The 16,351-nt window shown below is 58.5% G+C and carries 16 protein-coding genes and 1 pseudogene; 5 read left to right on the top strand and 12 right to left on the bottom strand.

Going from position 1 to position 16,351, the window contains the following annotated elements:
* Window positions 1–37 precede the first annotated feature (37 nt).
* The gene (locus B347_RS0108310) at window positions 38–469 is read right to left on the bottom strand and encodes an OsmC family protein (protein WP_019409240.1); all 432 of its coding nucleotides are present in this window, start codon (window positions 467–469) and stop codon (window positions 38–40) included.
* Between the two features lie 214 nt (window positions 470–683).
* Between B347_RS0108310 and B347_RS0108305 the strand changes: the two genes are divergently transcribed.
* Entirely contained in the window at window positions 684–1,688 is a 1,005-nt protein-coding gene (locus B347_RS0108305; RefSeq protein ID WP_019409239.1) for an LLM class flavin-dependent oxidoreductase, read from the top strand.
* A 93-nt stretch (window positions 1,689–1,781) separates the two neighbouring features.
* Here B347_RS0108305 and B347_RS0108300 read toward each other — a convergent pair whose 3' ends face one another.
* A complete protein-coding gene (locus tag B347_RS0108300) occupies window positions 1,782–2,006 on the bottom strand; it encodes a DUF1161 domain-containing protein (RefSeq protein ID WP_019409238.1) in 225 nt (74 codons plus the stop codon).
* A 121-nt stretch (window positions 2,007–2,127) separates the two neighbouring features.
* Complete coding sequence (locus tag B347_RS0108295) at window positions 2,128–2,343, bottom strand: dodecin (protein ID WP_019409237.1); 216 nt, start codon at window positions 2,341–2,343, stop codon at window positions 2,128–2,130.
* A 156-nt stretch (window positions 2,344–2,499) separates the two neighbouring features.
* On the opposite strand from B347_RS0108295, the gene B347_RS0108290 reads away from it, so the two are divergent.
* Window positions 2,500–2,826: a DUF883 family protein gene (locus B347_RS0108290; RefSeq protein WP_019409236.1), complete on the top strand. Its 327-nt coding sequence runs from the start codon at window positions 2,500–2,502 to the stop codon at window positions 2,824–2,826.
* Here the strand turns inward: B347_RS0108290 and B347_RS0108285 are convergent.
* Window positions 2,823–3,719, bottom strand: a complete 897-nt coding sequence (locus B347_RS0108285; protein ID WP_019409235.1) for a LysR family transcriptional regulator — start codon at window positions 3,717–3,719, stop codon at window positions 2,823–2,825. The genes B347_RS0108290 and B347_RS0108285 overlap by 4 nt on opposite strands.
* 113 nt (window positions 3,720–3,832) lie before the next feature.
* Here B347_RS0108285 and trpB point away from each other — a divergent pair, with 113 nt between their 5' ends.
* Together trpB and trpA are read left to right on the top strand one after the other, a co-directional pair.
* On the top strand, window positions 3,833–5,068 hold the full coding sequence (gene trpB / locus B347_RS0108280; protein WP_019409234.1) for a tryptophan synthase subunit beta: 1,236 nt from the start codon (window positions 3,833–3,835) through the stop codon (window positions 5,066–5,068).
* Window positions 5,068–5,874: a tryptophan synthase subunit alpha gene (trpA, locus tag B347_RS0108275; RefSeq protein WP_019409233.1), complete on the top strand. Its 807-nt coding sequence runs from the start codon at window positions 5,068–5,070 to the stop codon at window positions 5,872–5,874. Before trpB ends, trpA begins: the two co-directional genes overlap by 1 nt.
* Window positions 5,875–6,014: 140 nt before the next feature.
* Here the strand turns inward: trpA and epsC are convergent, their stop codons facing one another.
* The 7 genes from epsC to phoB all read right to left on the bottom strand — a co-directional run bounded on the left by epsC (window position 6,015) and on the right by phoB (window position 15,551).
* Window positions 6,015–6,941, bottom strand: a complete 927-nt coding sequence (gene epsC / locus B347_RS0108270; RefSeq protein ID WP_019409232.1) for a serine O-acetyltransferase EpsC — start codon at window positions 6,939–6,941, stop codon at window positions 6,015–6,017.
* A gap of 95 nt (window positions 6,942–7,036) precedes the next feature.
* Window positions 7,037–8,413 carry a M16 family metallopeptidase gene (locus B347_RS0108265; RefSeq protein ID WP_019409231.1) on the bottom strand — a complete coding sequence of 459 codons (1,377 nt, stop codon included), beginning with the start codon at window positions 8,411–8,413 and terminating at the stop codon, window positions 7,037–7,039.
* Window positions 8,414–8,500: 87 nt separating this feature from the next.
* A complete protein-coding gene (locus B347_RS0108260) occupies window positions 8,501–10,159 on the bottom strand; it encodes a Na/Pi cotransporter family protein (protein ID WP_019409230.1) in 1,659 nt (552 codons plus the stop codon).
* Window positions 10,160–10,356: 197 nt separating this feature from the next.
* Complete coding sequence (locus tag B347_RS0108255; RefSeq protein ID WP_026014066.1) at window positions 10,357–11,664, bottom strand: CitMHS family transporter; 1,308 nt, start codon at window positions 11,662–11,664, stop codon at window positions 10,357–10,359.
* Window positions 11,665–11,971: 307 nt separating this feature from the next.
* On the bottom strand, window positions 11,972–13,312 hold the full coding sequence (locus tag B347_RS0108250; RefSeq protein ID WP_019409228.1) for a hemolysin family protein: 1,341 nt from the start codon (window positions 13,310–13,312) through the stop codon (window positions 11,972–11,974).
* Between the two features lie 125 nt (window positions 13,313–13,437).
* Window positions 13,438–14,760: a phosphate regulon sensor histidine kinase PhoR gene (gene phoR / locus B347_RS0108245; protein ID WP_026014065.1), complete on the bottom strand. Its 1,323-nt coding sequence runs from the start codon at window positions 14,758–14,760 to the stop codon at window positions 13,438–13,440.
* 98 nt (window positions 14,761–14,858) lie between these two features.
* On the bottom strand, window positions 14,859–15,551 hold the full coding sequence (gene phoB / locus B347_RS0108240) for a phosphate regulon transcriptional regulator PhoB (RefSeq protein WP_019409226.1): 693 nt from the start codon (window positions 15,549–15,551) through the stop codon (window positions 14,859–14,861).
* A gap of 152 nt (window positions 15,552–15,703) precedes the next feature.
* Between phoB and B347_RS0108235 the strand changes: the two genes are divergently transcribed.
* Entirely contained in the window at window positions 15,704–16,081 is a 378-nt protein-coding gene (locus tag B347_RS0108235; RefSeq protein WP_019409225.1) for a COG4315 family predicted lipoprotein, read from the top strand.
* Window positions 16,082–16,168: 87 nt separating this feature from the next.
* Here the strand turns inward: B347_RS0108235 and B347_RS24770 are convergent.
* Window positions 16,169–16,351 (bottom strand): annotated as a pseudogene (locus B347_RS24770) (DUF2931 family protein); the annotation flags it as partial.

Below are 16,351 nucleotides of genomic sequence, written 5' to 3'. Positions count from 1 at the left end.
CCCCGCTCGTCGTGAGCGGGGCGTGCGTTGACTTCAATTACGACACCAAGGTCGCGTCGAGGGTGATTTTAGCGTTCAGCACCTTAGACACAGGGCAGCCTTCTTTTGCCTTCGTGGTCAGCTCTGTAAATTGTTCCTGGGTCGCGCCTGGCACTTTGGCTTTGAGGATGAGGTGCACAGCGGTGATCGCAAAACCGCCGTCTACCTGATCCAACGTGACCTCAGCGGTGGTGTCGATGCTGTCAGCTTTGAGCCCGGCATCGCCGAGAATCATAGACAGCGCCATGGAAAAACACCCGGCATGCGCCGCGCCAATCAGCTCTTCAGGGTTGGTGCCTTTGCCGCCTTCAAAGCGTGCCTTGAAGCCATACGGGGCTTCGCGCAGTACGCCGGTCTCGGTAGAGATGGAGCCAATGCCGGTCTTAAGGTCGCCTGCCCAATGAGCCGATGCTTTCTTTTTAATACTCATGCGTGCCTCCTGAAAACGGCGTGAAGGTTTCACGCCTTGTTGGGAGTTGTGAGAGTAGTCGGCTCCATAAAGTTCATCCTGTCGGACAAATCGCACTTTTAGGTAGCCCAATTCACTGATGCCATTGAAACTCGGGTATATGCCCATATTTCTGTAATCACTGGCGGGTTTTGGCGAGCGCCCAAACCTGCATCCCACTTGGAGTAGCCGGCTGATGAAACGCTTGTCTGATGTCAAATTCTCGACCCTCGACCTGGTACCGGTGCGCGAAAACGGCAGCGCGGCCCAGTCGTTGCACAATTCGCTGGATTTGGCCCAACACGTAGAAAAGTTTGGCTATAACCGCTTTTGGGTGGCGGAACACCACAATATGGACGGCATCGCCAGTTCGGCCACGTCGGTATTGATCGGCTACTTGGCTGGCGGCACGTCGACTATTCGCGTCGGTTCGGGCGGGGTGATGCTGCCCAACCATGCGCCGCTGGTGATTGCCGAGCAGTTCGGAACGCTCGAAAGCCTGTATCCGGGCCGAATCGATCTGGGCCTTGGCCGGGCGCCAGGTTCCGACCAGATGACTGCCCGCGCCTTGCGCCGTGAACGTTCGGGCAGCGCCGATGATTTTCCGCAAGACGTGGCCGAGTTGATGCGCTATTTGGGCCCGCGCACCCCGGATCAACGCGTTATCGCCATGCCGGGCACTGGCACCAACGTGCCGGTGTGGTTGCTGGGCTCTAGTTTGTTCAGTGCGCAATTGGCCGGTGAGCGTGGCTTGCCGTATGCCTTCGCCTCACATTTCGCCCCGCGCTTGATGCACGAAGCGATCCGCGTCTACCGCAATCACTTCAAACCTTCGGCGGTACTCGACAAGCCGTATGTGATGCTGGGTGTGCCATTGGTCGCGGCGGATACCGATGAGCAGGCTGAATACCTGTCCACCTCCGTGTTGCAAAGAATTCTGGCGTTGATGCGTGGGCAAAGCCTGGTCCAGCGCGCGCCGGTCAAGACCATGGACGGGCTGTGGTTGCCGCACGAGAAAGAAGCGGTGATGAGCTTTTTGGGCCTAGCGATGGTCGGTAGCCCGGAGAAAATCCGCGCCAAACTTAACGTGCTGGTTGAGCAGACTCAAGCGGATGAACTGATCTTCACCTGTGACCTGTATGAGCATGCAGACCGCATTCACTCTTACGAACTGCTGTCGCAGGTGATGAAAGAGGCGTAACAGAAGCCCCGTGTAAGTGCGAGCTTGCCTCGCGGTCTTTTAAACGATCAAAAGATCGCAAGCACGCGCGCTCCTACACGGGGTTACGCAGTGTTAGCCACGCTTGTAGACGATTTCTTTGGTGCCGCCTTCACAGGAACCCACGACTTTGCCGTCTGACGAAGCGCCTTTGCTAACGACTTTCAGCGAGTAGTGCGGGACGCCACTGGCATCAATCTTCGCGGCGATTTCGCTTTTCAGTTCTTCGCAAGGCTTGCCCGCTGCAAAGGCGGTGCCTGCCAGACTCAGTAAACCTACAGCCACTAAAATCTTTTTCATTGGTCAGATCCCCAGATCAAAACAAAAAGGGTGCGACACGCTTGACCACGTCGCACCCAGACGGTGTAGCGGACTTTATGGCAAACGGCCAGTCCGTAAGTTCAAAAAGACTTTCTGTTTCTTAGCTGCTGGCAATCCGGAAACCGACCTTGAGCGTGACCTGGTAGTGCGCCACCTTGCCGTCTTTGATGTGCCCGCGGGTGTCGATGACTTCAAACCATTCCAAGTGTTTGATGCTTTTGTTGGCCTCGGCCAGTGCATTAGCGATGGCGTCTTCTATGCTGCTCGGGGACGAGCCTACGAGTTCGATTTTCTTGTAGGTGTGATGGTCAGACATAACGTTCTCCTTTTGTCGTAGATCAAAGCCTAGCAGCGAATCTGCTCAATACTTCGTGGGTTGTTCAAAAGGAAAAGTTCAGGTTTTTTGCACTTTTGAGAAACGCCGGAGTCGGACTTAACACGCACCCTCACTCATCAATGCAGGAGAGCCCTAATGGCTAGCAATTCCCTACGTAAAGCCTCATTGCAAAGCATGGAAGCAGAGATCGAGAGCCTGCTCAAGTCTCTGGAAAGCCTTAAGCACGACGCTTCCGACGAGTCCAAGAAAACCCTTGGTGCTCTCAAAAATAACGCTGAGAACGCACTGAAGCACTCGCGCCATCTGCTCACCGACGCGTACGAAGAAGTGAAAGACAAGACGCGCGAAACCGCGATTGCTACCCGTGAATACGCTCAAGAGCATCCGTATGCCACGGCAGGGGTTGCGATTGGCGCACTGGGTCTGTTGGCAGCATTTGTACTGTGCAAGCGCGGTAACTAAACCGCGCCACGCGCAAGCTCAGCCTTGAGCCATTGCGCCAGTTGCCGAGCGCGCCCGTCTGCGGCGCGCTTAGGTAGCCATAACGCCAGCTGTGCCGGGGTTTCCTTGAAGCCCCACGGCGCAGCCAGGCGACCGGCCCGCAGGTCTTCAGCCACCAACGGCTCGGGGGCAATCGCAACCCCCAATCCCGCCACCGCCGCTTCGAGCAAGTAATACAAGTGCTCAAAGCCCTGCCCATATTTCAAGTCATTGGCGTCGATAGCGTTTTGTTGTGCCCAGCTTGGCCATGCTTGTGGCCGCGAGGTGGTATGCAGTAAAGGCTCATCCAGCAGGGCGCTGACGGGTGCCTGACACAAGCGTGGGTAATGGGCATAACGCGGGCTCAGCACCGGGCCGATGCGCTCGCTGGCCAATTCGTACACCTGCATGTCGGCGGGCCATGGCGGCTCTGCAAACACCAGCAGGGCGTCTAGCCCAGGGCGGCGCGGGTCCAAGTCACCTTCTCCGGCCGACAGGTGCAGGCGCAGGTCGGGCAAGTCCGCATTCAAACGGCCCAAGCGTGGAATAAACCAGCGTGCGAGCAAACTGCCCGAACAGCCAAGCACAAAGGGTGCGTCGATATGGCGTTGCGTGAGTTCAGTGCATACGTTACGCAGGCGGTCGAAGGCTTCTGCGCTGGCATCGCGCAGGCGAATACCAGCCTCTGTGAGTTTCAGGCCGCGACCTTCCTTAACGAACAGATTCACGCCCAAGTGTTCTTCAAGCACTTTGAGTTGCCGACTAACGGCGCCGTGCGTGACGTTAAGCTGTTCAGCCGCCTGGCTCACGCTGTTCAGGCGGGCGGTGGCTTCAAACGCGCGCAGGGCGTTTAGAGGGGGAAGGTCACGGCTCATGGTATATGTGAGTTTTCCTGACAGGTCGCGGCGATCTTATCGGTTTTAATCCTGTGCTGTCGCGGGTAAAGTCAGGCCCATCGACCTTCGCACCTCTTTACCTGGAGCGTCACATGACTCAATCCACCTTGCGTAACGGCCCGGACGACAATGGCCTGTTCGGCTTATTTGGCGGCCGTTACGTCGCTGAAACCCTGATGCCACTGATCCTTGACCTGGACCGTGAATACGAACTGGCCAAGACCGACCCCGAGTTCATTAAAGAGCTAGCTTACTTCCAACGCGACTACGTGGGCCGTCCAAGCCCGCTGTACTTCGCCGAGCGCCTGACCGAATTCTGTGGTGGCGCCAAGATCTACCTCAAGCGCGAAGAGCTGAACCACACCGGCGCGCACAAGATCAACAACTGCATCGGCCAGATTTTGCTGGCGCGGCGCATGGGCAAAAAACGCATCATCGCCGAGACCGGCGCGGGCATGCACGGCGTGGCCACTGCCACCGTTGCTGCGCGTTTTGGCCTGCAATGCGTGATCTACATGGGCACCACCGACATCGAGCGCCAACAGGCCAACGTGTTCCGTATGAAACTGCTGGGCGCCGAAGTGATTCCGGTCGTAGCTGGCACGGGCACCCTCAAGGACGCGATGAACGAAGCGTTGCGCGACTGGGTGACCAACGTCGACAGCACGTTCTACCTGATCGGTACCGTGGCGGGGCCACACCCTTACCCTGCGATGGTGCGCGATTTCCAGGCTGTGATCGGCAAGGAAACCCGCGACCAGATGCAAGCCCAGGAAGGCCGCCTGCCAGACAGCCTAGTGGCGTGCATCGGTGGTGGTTCCAACGCGATGGGCCTGTTCCATCCGTTCCTGGATGACACCAGCGTCGAGATCATCGGCGTTGAAGCGGCCGGCTACGGCATTGAAACCGGCAAACACGCGGCCAGCCTCAATGGCGGCGAGCCGGGCGTGTTGCACGGCAACCGTACTTTCCTGCTGCAAGACGACGATGGCCAGATCATCGACGCCCACTCCATCTCGGCGGGCCTGGACTACCCAGGTATTGGCCCGGAACACGCGTGGTTGCACGACATTGGCCGGGTTGAATACACCTCGGTAACTGACGCAGAAGCCCTGGATGCGTTCCACAAATGCTGCCGCCTTGAAGGCATCATCCCGGCACTTGAAAGCGCCCACGCGCTGGCCGAGGTTTTCAAACGTGCACCCACCCTGCCAGCCGATCACCTGATGGTAGTAAACCTGTCTGGCCGAGGTGATAAAGACATGCAAACCGTGATGCACCACGCCGAACACTCTCTACAAGAGCATTCTCAGCAGGAGAAACACTGATGAGCCGCCTGCAAACGCGTTTTGCCGAACTCAAAGAACAGAACCGCGCCGCACTGGTCACGTTCGTCACTGCCGGTGACCCGGACTACGCCACCTCGCTGGCGATTCTCAAGGGCCTGCCTGCTGCGGGCGCTGACGTGATCGAGCTGGGCATGCCCTTCACCGATCCGATGGCGGATGGTCCAGCGATTCAGTTGGCCAACATTCGTGCGCTGGGTGCCAAACAGAATTTGGCAAAAACCCTGCAAATGGTCCGCGAGTTCCGTGAAGACAACACCGACACGCCGCTGGTGCTCATGGGCTACTTCAACCCGATCCACCATTACGGGGTGCCTGCATTCATCGCTGACGCCAAGGCAGCCGGTGTGGACGGCCTGATCGTGGTCGACATGCCGCCGGAGCACAACTCAGAGCTGTGCGACCCGGCGCAAGCGGCAGGCCTGGACTTTATCCGCCTGACCACCCCGACCACCGACGACGTGCGCCTGCCTAAAGTGCTCAACGGCAGCTCGGGTTTCGTCTACTACGTGTCGGTTGCTGGCGTAACGGGTGCAGGTTCTGCGACCACCGAACAAGTGAGCGAAGCGATTGCGCGACTGCGTCGTCACACCGACTTGCCGATCAGCGTTGGTTTCGGGATTCGCACCCCGGAGCAAGCAGCCGCCATTGCGCGACTCGCGGACGGTGTCGTGGTGGGCTCGGCGTTGATCGACAAGATTGAAAATGCGGCCACGCCTGAGCAGGCAGTGGATGGCGTGCTGAGCTTGTGCGCGGCACTGGCAGAAGGCGTGCGTAAAGCGCGCTAGACGAAGCCTCGTAGCAGTTGCCGAGCCTGCGAGGCTACGTCCGGCGCTGCGGTATGTCAGTTAAACCATGCGCTTAGTGTTTACGATCGCTTCGCAATCGGACGTAGCCTCGCAGGCTCGGCAACTGCTACGAAATCCTCTTACTTCTGTGTGCCGTCATCGTGTTGCAGGTTGGCTTGGGTCAGGTTGCAACCCGCTGGCACGCTGCGTGTGAGCCAGACGTTACCGCCGATGGTCGACCCTTTGCCGATGGTGATGCGCCCCAGAATGGTCGCCCCGGCATAGATCACCACGTCGTCTTCAACAATCGGATGGCGCGGGTGGCCTTTTTGCAGTTGGCCTGATTCGTCCGCCGGGAAGCGTTTTGCGCCCAAGGTCACAGCCTGGTAGATACGCACACGTTCGCCGATGATCGCGGTTTCACCAATCACAACGCCCGTTCCATGGTCGATAAAGAAGCTGCGGCCAATCTGCGCGCCAGGGTGGATGTCGATCCCCGTGGATGAGTGCGCGATTTCAGCGCTGATGCGCGCCAGCAACGGCAACCCGGCACGGTACATGTGGTGCGCCAGTCGGTGATGAATCACCGCCAGAATCCCCGGGTAGCACAACAACACTTCATCAACACTGCGCGCCGCCGGATCGCCGTGGTAGGCGGCCAGCACGTCGGTGTCCAGGATGCTGCGCAAACGTGGCAACGCTAAGGCAAAGTCTTGGATCAAGATGGTCGCCGTAGCATCGACACCGTCGTCCGGCAGGCCCGCTTGGCGCGCGGCATAGCGCAATTCCAGCCGTGCTTGTCTCAGCAGCGCGTTGAGTGCTACGTCCAGCGTGTGTCCGACGTAGAAGTCTTCGCTCTCTTCGCGCAGGTCCACTGGGCCTAGACGCATCGGGAACAAAGCGCCGCACAGGGCTTCAAGAATCTCGGCCATCGCGGCACGCGACGGCAGCTCACGGCCTCCCAACTCACCGCTGACACGCCCGTTTTGCGTACGCCACTGATTACGGGCGGTGCGCAACTGGCTGACGATGGTCTGCAGTTGCCAAGGATTGGAACGATCACTCACGATGAATTCTCCGCACGCTGGCGGCTGATGGATCAGCCGCGAATTTGGCAATGATTTTACGGTATCAAACAGTTTCAGACTCGGGCAATTAAAGCTTAACGCCGACGCCAGACGCGCCAGCCCACGGCAATCAGTAACAGTAAGAGCAGCACCACGCCAATTGCCACGCTCAGGGTGTTGTAGCTGAACAAGGGTTTTTCGATGCGTACGTAGCCGGGTTCAGCGAACAATTGGCGCAGCGCGGCATTGGCTTGTTCAAGCGACACGGCCTGTAAGCGTTTGGACGGGTCGGCGAAGCGGCCTTTGTCGTAGTCGCCCAAGGCGCTCCAGTAGTAGTCGGCCAGTGCACTGTTGCCCTGTACGGCCCAGGCCTGGCGCACCACGGCTGCGTTTTTGAGGCGGGCAAAGACTTCAGGGTCAAGGCCGTCCTTGAGTAAGTGCGCCTTGAGTTGCGCCATGACCTGTTCGGCCTTGGACACGTCATCGCGGGCGAGGTCGGCATTCAAGCTTAAAAAGCCGACGCCGCCAAACACTTCACGCTCGGCCCAGGGTCCGTAAGACAAACCGTGCTTGAGCCGCAGTTCGCTGTACAACGCCCACTCCAGGTAATCACGCAGCAGGTCCCAGGTTTCATCGCTCTGGTCGTCGATGACGGGTTCCGGTAACAACCAGTGCAGTTTGGCCGTGTCGCCCACCACACCGCGCATCAAGGTGCGTTCGGTATCGGCTTTGGCTTCGATGTCTGGTAGCGGCAGGTGCTCGCTGGGTTCAACCGGCTCGAGTGCGCCGTACGTGCGCTCCAGATAAGCGGGCAGCAAGCGGTCAAGGTCACCGACCACAATCAAGGTCATGTTGTTGGGGGCGTACCAGGTGGAGCGCACGGCTTCGAGCTGTTGGCGTGTGAGGGCATGCACCTCGGCACGTTCGGCGCATTTGAGGCCCAATTCAACGGCCAATTGGTTGCTGGCGCTGTGGCCTAGGTCTTGGCGGTCGAGCCAGCGCTGCAAGTGCGAGTAATGACCGCCGTCTTCGCGCTCAACCACGTGTTTGGCCTCACTGATGCGCTGTTCAGTCAGTTGCGTGCGGGTCAGCAGGCTTAGCAGCAGGTCGAGGATTTTGCGTTGGTTTTTCGCCGGGGCTTCGATCACAAACGTGGTGTCGGCGTGGCTGGTGTAGGCGTTCCATTCGCCACCCAGCGCCTGCATGCGCTCCTCCAGGCCGCCTTCGCCGGTGTCGTCAATGCCGCTGAACAACAGGTGTTCCAGCAAATGTGGCAGTTGTTGGTCGCCGCAACTGAAGTCATCCAGGCCCACGCCGACCACTAAGCGAATGGACACATGCCCACGTTCATAACCGGGCTTGAGGATCAGTTGCAGTCCATTTGGTAGTTGGTATCCCTCAACGCTGTAGCGGTCGAGGGCAAAGCTCTGAGCTGCACCAAGCAGCAAGCAGATGAACAGCAGGCAACGCATAAAAAGTCCCTTTATCCCTGAATCCCTGATCCAGCCTGTGCAGGTTAGACGCTGTTAACAGACTGACACCAGCCCTGCGTGCAACGTTCAAGGCGAATGCACGGTGTCGATGCTGTTATCGGGTTCTAGGGCGCCCGTGTCGGTGTTTTCGAGCACTACGTAGGCGCTGCCGCAAAACAGTGAGTTAAGGCGCTGCATGTCGGCAATCAGTTCCAGGTGCATGGAACTGGTTTCGATACTTTGGGTGATTTTGAGTTGCAGGCGTTTCACGTGGTTGTGGGCCAGGCGCCGTTCCTGAGCGCGAAAGCGGCGTTTTTCACGCAGCAATTGGCGTGCGCTTTCCGGGTCGGCGTTTAAGAACACCGTCAGGCCCAAGCGCAGGTTTTCGATCAACTGCGTTTGCAGGCCTACCAACTCCTCAAGCCCTGTCTCTGAAAACGAGCGGCGCTGCGAGGTTTTTTGCTGCTGGACTTTACGCAGCATGCGTTCGATGAGGTCGCTGGCGAGTTTGAGGTTGATCGCCAACTCAATGATTTCAGCCCAGCGCCGACTGTCGTGCTCGCCCAAGTCCTCGCGAGGCATTTGCGCCAAGTACAGTTTGACCGCGCTGTACAGCACTTCGACGTCATCGCTGAGGGTACGCATTTGTTGAGTCATGGACGTTTGTTTGCCACGCAAAACGTCGAGCATATTGACCAACATGGTGTCGATCAGGTCGCCAATGCGCAGGGTTTCACGCACGGCATTGGTCAGCGCTAGGCTCGGTGTGTCCAGGGCTGCCGGGTCGAGGTGGCGAGGTTTTATGCTGGCGTTGAGTTGCTCACGCTCCGGCAATAGCCAAGCGCACAGTCGGGCCATGGGGGCCACGGTCGGCAATAGCAAGAAACAGCGGCTGGTGTTGTAGAGCAAGTGAAAGCCGATCACCAGTTCTTGGGCGCTGAAGCTCAGGGTGTCCATCCAGTTCACCAGCGGCGTGAGCACAGGCGTGATTAACACCAGGCCAATCAGTTTGTACAGCAGGCTGCCGAGTGCCACTTGGCGGCCGGCGGCGTTCTGCATGCTGGTACTCAGAAACGCCAGCACACCGCTGCCGATGTTGGCCCCGATCACCAGGCCAATCGCGACCGGCAAGCTGATCACCCCGGCGCCGGCTAATGTGGCGGTTAGCAGCACGGCGGCCAGGCTTGAGTACGAGACCATCGCAAACAGTGCACCGACCAAGGCGTCGAGCAGCAGGTCACCGGTCAGCGAGGCAAAAATCACCTTCACGCCTTGCGCATGGGTGATGGGCGCGGCAGCTTCGACGATCAGTTGCAGCGCCAGAATAATCAGGCCTAAGCCAATCCCAACGCGGCCCAGTTGGCCTGCGCGGGTTTGTTTGCGCGACAGGAAAAAGATCACACCCAGAAAAATCAGCAGCGGCGACAGCCACGAGAGATCGAAGGTCAGCACGCGGGCCATCAGCGCGGTGCCGACGTCGGCCCCCAGCATGGTCGCTAGCGCAGGCGTGAGCGCCATCAAGCCTTGGCCAACAAAAGAGGTGACCAGCATGGCGGTGGCGTTGCTGCTCTGCACCATGGCCGTGACCACAATACCGGCGACAAAAGCCAGCATGCGTTTGGACACGTTCTGCCCGATGACATGACGCAGGTTAGTGCCGTAGACCCGCAAGATGCCGGTTCGCACGATGTGCGTGCCCCAAATAAGCAGGGCAACAGCGGAAAGCAGATTGAGCAGGGTCAGCATGCTGGCTCCCTGTGTAGGAAATTTCGAAGGATCAAATAGCTGCAGACCGTTCTTACAGATGTTTCTTAAGCTGTAGACGGAAATTGAGCAGAGCGCCAGCATTGCATAGCTGGCTGGGCGTTGAAACATGTGTGAAACATAAACCTGTAGCCGCTGCCGCAGGCTGCGTTGCCTTCGGCAGCGGCTACAAGAATCGATTAAAGGGTGCTGTACAGCGGGAAGGTGCCCAGCAGCAGTGCCGCGACCAAGATGCACAAGCACACCAGAATCGCCCATTTGAGGGTGAAACGCTGGTGCTCGCCAAACTCGATACCGGCCAACGCCACCAGCAAGTAGGTCGATGGAACCAGCGGGCTGAGCAAATGCACCGGCTGCCCCACAATCGAGGCACGGGCCATTTCGACGGCAGTAATGCCGTAATGGCTGGCGGCTTCGGCCAAGACCGGCAATACGCCGTAGTAGAACGCGTCGTTAGACATGAAGAAGGTAAACGGCATGCTCACCAGCGCTGTAATCACCGCCAGATAAGGCCCCAGCGCAGGCGGGATCACGCCCAGCAGGCTTTTCGACATGGCATCGACCATGCCCGTGCCGGACAGGATGCCGGTGAAAATACCGGCTGCGAAGATCAGGCCGACCACCGCTAACACGCTGCCCGCATGGGCTGCAACGCGGTCTTTTTGCTGTTGCAGGCACGGGTAGTTGACGATCATGGCGATGCTGAACGCGACCATGAACAACACCGGCAATGGCAGCAGGCCTGCTATCAAGGCGACCATCAACACAAAGGTCAGCGCACCATTGAACCAGATCAGCTTAGGACGGCGAGCGTCCGGGAACTGCGACACGCTGATCTCGCTGTGGTCAATTTCGTCGCCTTGCACGTGCAGTTCACCCAGACGGGCGCGCTCACGTTTGCCGTAAAACCAGGCAATCGCCAGAATCGCCAGCACCCCGGCGAACATGGCCGGGATCATCGGCACAAAAATATCGGAAGGGTCGACATGCAGCGCACTGGCAGCACGAGCAGTCGGGCCGCCCCATGGGGTCATGTTCATTACCCCACCGGCCAGAATAATCAGGCCGGCCATGATCCTCGGGCTCATACCAATGCGGCTGTAGAGCGGCAGCATGGCCGCCACGCAAATCATGTAGGTGGTTGCGCCGTCGCCGTCCAGAGACACCACCAGCGCCAGTACGGCGGTCCCGACCGAAATTTTGAGCGGGTCACCTTTGACCAGTTTGAGGATCTTGCGCACGGCGGGGTCAAACAGCCCGGAGTCGATCATCAGGGCGAAGTAGAGGATGGCGAACATCAGCATCACGCCCGTGGGGGCGAGTTTGGTGATGCCAGCGAGCATCATCGGGCCGATTTGGGTGGCAAAACCACCGAAAATAGCGAACAGGATAGGGACAAGAATCAGCGCGATCAGGGCAGACAAGCGCCTGGTCATGATCAGGTACATGAACGTAATGACCATGGCAAAGCCAAGGAAGGTCAGCATCATAGCAATCACCGTTTTTATTGTTGTGCACAAGGCACTGGCCGCGAGTGGCGGTCAGGCGAGCCGGTCTATGCCGGAGGTGACGGGATGCTAGAGGGGATTGCTTTCAGCCAGCTTTCGCCGGGGAAATATCGGAGGGGCGGGCAGGTTTCGTAGCCGTTGCCGAGGGACGAGGCTACGTCCGATTGCGCAGCGATCGCAAAGACTAAGCACGTGTTCTATCAGCAAGACCACGCAGCCTGAATTTACGATGGCTTCGCCACCGGACGCAGCCTCGCTGAACTCAGCAACTGCTACGTAAATCGTGTCAGTCGAGCTTAAGCACTTTGGCCAATACGATTTTCGGGCCTTTCATCTTTTTGATGATGATGCGCAGGCCTTCGACTTCCAGTTGCTCTTCTTCTTCGGGCACACGCTTGAGGGTGTCGTAGATCAGCCCTGCAATGGTTTCGGCCTCGACGTGGTCCAGGTCGACGCCCAGCAGGCGCTCGATTTTGAATAGCGGCGTGTCGCCACGCACCAGCAGTTTGCCCGGCTGGTACGAGAGGATGCCGCGCTCAGCCTTGCGGTGTTCGTCCTGAATATCGCCCACCAGCACTTCGAGTACGTCTTCCATGGTCAGGTAGCCGACCACTTTGCCGTCAGCTTCTTCGACCAGCGCAAAGTGCGCGCCGCCTTTACGGAACTGCTCCAGCAGCTGCGACAGTGGCATGTGGCGCGACACACGTTCCAGTGGGCGGGTCAGTTCTTCAAGGTTGAAGGTCTCGGGCAAGTGCTCAAGATCGGCCAGTTCAAGCAGCAAATCCTTGATGTGCAACAGCCCCAAAAAGGTGTTTGTTTGGGCGTCGTAGACCGGGTAGCGGCTGAACTTGTGACGACGGAACAGCGCCAGGATTTCCTTGAGCGGGGCTTTGGAGTCGAGGGTTACTAGGTCTTCGCGGGAGTTGGCCCAGTCGACCACTTCCAGCTCGCCCATTTCAACGGCTGAGGCCAGTACGCGCATGCCTTGGTCGCTTGGATCTTGACCACGGCTGGAGTGCAGGATGAGCTTGAGTTCTTCGCGGCTGTAGGCGTGATCGTGATGAGCGCCGGGCTCGCCTTGGCCAGCAATACGCAAGATGGTGTTGGCGCTGGCGTTAAGCAGGTAAATCGCCGGGTACATGGCCCAATAGAACAGGTACAGCGGCACGGCGGTCCACAGGGACAACGCCTCTGGCTTGCGAATGGCCCACGATTTAGGGGCCAGTTCGCCGACCACGATGTGCAGGTACGAAATGATGAAGAAGGCGGCAAAGAACGATACGCCCTTGATCACTTCAGGCGACTGAACGCCCAGCGCGCCGAGCAGTGGCTCAAGCAGGTGCGCAAACGCCGGCTCGCCGACCCAGCCTAGGCCTAGCGATGCCAGCGTAATGCCCAACTGGCAGGCGGACAGGTAAGCGTCGAGTTGGTTGTGCACGGTGCGCAGGATCTGTCCGCGCCAGCCGTTCACGTCTGCGATGGCCTCGACGCGGGTCGAGCGCAGTTTGACCATGGCAAATTCAGCCGCAACGAAAAAACCGTTGAGCAAAACCAGGATCAGAGCAAAAAGAATCATGCCGAAATCGGCGAAGAGTGTTGCGAGGGTCAAGCCAGGGGAAGGGTCCATGATGGAGTTTTACGGGTTCCGTTATTGCGAATAGGGGGGATGGACTCGGGGCCTGAAAAACAGGCCCCGGCCGAGCAATGTAGCGGCTGATGCGGCACTTGCCTAGTGGGTTATTGCCACATGTGTCAGTGGATCGACGCCCGGATGTTCGGTTTTATGACCTGCGCCGGGGCGAACTGGCAGGTAAAGGTGCTGCCGTGGCCCAGTACGCTGCTGATTTCCAGATGCCCGCGATGGCGCAGCAGCACGTGTTTGACGATGGCCAGCCCCAGCCCTGTGCCGCCAGTGTTGGCGTTGCGGCTGGAGTCAACGCGATAGAAACGCTCGGTCAGGCGTGGCAAGTGCTTGTTGTCGATGCCCACCCCCGAATCTTGCACGCTCAGGTGTGCGCCCAAGTGGTCTGCCCACCAGCGAATACGAATGGAACCCCCGTCAGGGGTGTATTTGACGGCGTTGAATACCAAGTTGGAAAACGCGCTGCGCAGCTCGGCTTCACTGCCTTTTAGCGCGACATCGGTTTCAACGTCGAGGGTAATGGTTTGGTTGCGCTGCCCGGACAAGGCCTGCGCGTCACCTTTGATCGAGCGCAGCAAGGCGTCAATGGGCACGGGCTGGTTGTCCGAGGGGTAGTCAGTGGCTTCGAGCTTGGCCAGTAGCAGCAGGTCGTTGAGCAGCGTCTGCATGCGTTCGCCCTGTTGCTGCATTTGTGACAGCGGGCGTTTCCAGCGCGGGTTCACGTCTTCGACGTTATCGAGCAGGGTCTCTAAATAGCCGCAGATCACCGTCAATGGTGTGCGCAGTTCATGGGACACGTTGGCGATGAAGTCTTTGCGCATTTGTTCGAGCTGGTGAAGGCGGGTGACGTCGCGCACGAGCATCAGGTGCTCGTTATTGCCATAGCGGGTGATGTAAAGCTGGATGCGCAGGTGATCGTTGACCGGCGAAGGAATGTCCAACGGCTCGTTGTAGTTGTTGCTCTCGAAGTACTCCTTGAAGCGTGGGTGGCGCACCAAGTTGGTGACCGGCTGGCCACTGTCTTGCGGCGTCTTGAGGCCCAGCAAGGTCTCTGCGGCGCGGTTCCACCATTCGAGGTTGCCATCGCTGTCGAGCATCACCACCGCGTCTTTGAGCGCGGCCGTCGACTCTTGCACCCGGTCGATCACCGCTTGCAGGCGCCCGCGTACCCGTTGGTCGCGGCGTTGCAGGTTGTAGATGCTGTCAAACACATCACCCCACAGGCCATAACCATCTGGCGGCGCTTCGTCGGGTTGGTGATGGCGCAGCCAATCGTGCAGACGCAGCAATTGTTTGAGGGTCCAGCCTAGGTAGAGGCCCAAGCCAACGGCCAGGCTCCAGCCGTAGTAACCACTGATCAGCCCGACTAACAGACAGCCGGTGATCAACAGCAACAAATGACGAATCAGAGTGCCATGCCAATTTTGATTCAAGGTCACAAGTCCTGTTGTGAGCGCCAAGTTACAAGCCTCAAGCTAAAGACTGAGCCGCTTTAATCTTGCCGCTTGAGGCTGATAGCTTGCAGCTGCTTTTAAGCCTTCGTGGAAAACCGGTAGCCGGTGCCGCGCACGGTTTGTACCAGATTTTCGTAAGCCTCGCCGAGGGCTTTGCGCAGGCGGCGGATGTGTACGTCCACGGTACGCTCTTCAACGTATACGTTGCCGCCCCATACCTGGTCCAGCAGTTGGCCGCGGGTGTAGGCGCGTTCTTGGTGGGTCATGAAAAATTGCAGCAGGCGATATTCGGTCGGGCCCATTTCAGCCGGGGTGCCGTCGATGGTCACACGGTGGCTGATGGGGTCGAGCAGTAAGCCGCCGATTTCAATCGGAGACTCGTTGTCAGCCGGGCCTGCTCGGCGCAACACGGCCTTGAGGCGCGCCACCAGTTCACGCGGGGAAAAAGGCTTAGTGATGTAATCATCAGCGCCCACTTCCAGACCCTGGATCTTGTTGTCCTCTTCGCCTTTGGCGGTGAGCATGATGATCGGAATATCGTTGGTCAGCTCTTCGCGCTTGAGGCGGCGGGCCAACTCGATACCCGACGTGCCGCCCGGCAGCATCCAGTCGAGCAGAATCAGATCAGGTTTACGGTCCACGATGATGGCATGGGCGTCCTGGGCATTATCGGCTTCAAGGCAGTCGTAGCCAGCCATTTCCAAGGCCACGGCGATCATCTCGCGGATCGGGGCCTCGTCATCAACGATCAAAATGCTCCTGCCAACCATGCCGTAACCCTCGTGTCATTTAACTGTCTTGTGGCGCATTAGATAACGGAATTATTGCAGTCGTGTGACAGCTTTGGGGGTGGAACACGCTTGGCAGCTTAGTGAACTACGCTTTGAGTTCAAATCGTACAACCACAAAAAGGACGATTCCCATGACTCACAGTAGTTTTTCCCTAAAAGCATTACTGGTCGCTGCCGCATTGGCTTTGCCGGGGCTGGCGTTTGCGGCTGATCCGGCGATGACCAAGGACGGGATGCTGGTCGACCACAACGGCATGACGCTCTACACCTTCGACAAAGATGCGGGCGGCAAATCGATGTGTAATGACACGTGCGCCAAGAATTGGCCGCCATTGATGGTGCAAGGAGACCACAAAAATATGGGTAAGTGGAGCATCGTCACACGCGATGACGGCTCTAAACAGTGGGCTTATGACGGCAAGCCGCTGTACACCTTTGTAAAAGACGCGAAAGCGGGTGATATGGCGGGTGATGGCATGAAAGACGTGTGGCACGTGGCCAAACCTTAACCGACGAACCTCTGTGGTCGCTGGCGCAGACTGCGATAAGCGCCTCAACAGCAGGGCCGCTGCGCAGCCCAGCGACTACAGATGACACTACCAACTGCCATAGGGGATGCCATAACGTTCGATGTAGCGTTTGGTCGACTCTTTGATTGGGTAAGCGTACCTACCGTGGTTCATACCTTGATCAGGGCCTAATGGCTCAATCTCTGCTTGGGCGCTGGCGACCAGGTGTTGATTCAAGCAGTTATCGTCTACCCACAGCCGAATTACGCC

The sequence above is a fragment of the Pseudomonas psychrophila HA-4 genome, from assembly GCF_000282975.1.
In the GTDB taxonomy this organism is placed as follows: Bacteria; Pseudomonadota; Gammaproteobacteria; order Pseudomonadales; family Pseudomonadaceae; genus Aquipseudomonas; species Aquipseudomonas psychrophila_A.
This window is presented reverse-complemented; position numbering and strand designations above follow the sequence as displayed.

Excerpts from the sequence above, each read along its gene's own strand:
- B347_RS0108300 (WP_019409238.1), bottom strand. The coding sequence starts at position 2,006 with ATGAAAAAGATTTTAGTGGCTGTAGGTTTACTGAGTCTGGCAGGCACC.
- B347_RS0108310 (WP_019409240.1), bottom strand. The coding sequence starts at position 469 with ATGAGTATTAAAAAGAAAGCATCGGCTCATTGGGCAGGCGACCTTAAG.
- B347_RS0108290 (WP_019409236.1), top strand. The coding sequence starts at position 2,500 with ATGGCTAGCAATTCCCTACGTAAAGCCTCATTGCAAAGCATGGAAGCA.
- B347_RS0108265 (WP_019409231.1), bottom strand. The coding sequence starts at position 8,413 with ATGCGTTGCCTGCTGTTCATCTGCTTGCTGCTTGGTGCAGCTCAGAGC.
- B347_RS0108255 (WP_026014066.1), bottom strand. The coding sequence starts at position 11,664 with ATGCTGACCTTCCTTGGCTTTGCCATGGTCATTACGTTCATGTACCTG.
- B347_RS0108285 (WP_019409235.1), bottom strand. The coding sequence starts at position 3,719 with ATGAGCCGTGACCTTCCCCCTCTAAACGCCCTGCGCGCGTTTGAAGCC.
- B347_RS0108295 (WP_019409237.1), bottom strand. The coding sequence starts at position 2,343 with ATGTCTGACCATCACACCTACAAGAAAATCGAACTCGTAGGCTCGTCC.
- B347_RS0108235 (WP_019409225.1), top strand. The coding sequence starts at position 15,704 with ATGACTCACAGTAGTTTTTCCCTAAAAGCATTACTGGTCGCTGCCGCA.
- phoB (WP_019409226.1), bottom strand. The coding sequence starts at position 15,551 with ATGGTTGGCAGGAGCATTTTGATCGTTGATGACGAGGCCCCGATCCGC.
- trpA (WP_019409233.1), top strand. The coding sequence starts at position 5,068 with ATGAGCCGCCTGCAAACGCGTTTTGCCGAACTCAAAGAACAGAACCGC.
- B347_RS0108260 (WP_019409230.1), bottom strand. The coding sequence starts at position 10,159 with ATGCTGACCCTGCTCAATCTGCTTTCCGCTGTTGCCCTGCTTATTTGG.
- B347_RS0108250 (WP_019409228.1), bottom strand. The coding sequence starts at position 13,312 with ATGGACCCTTCCCCTGGCTTGACCCTCGCAACACTCTTCGCCGATTTC.
- B347_RS0108305 (WP_019409239.1), top strand. The coding sequence starts at position 684 with ATGAAACGCTTGTCTGATGTCAAATTCTCGACCCTCGACCTGGTACCG.
- trpB (WP_019409234.1), top strand. The coding sequence starts at position 3,833 with ATGACTCAATCCACCTTGCGTAACGGCCCGGACGACAATGGCCTGTTC.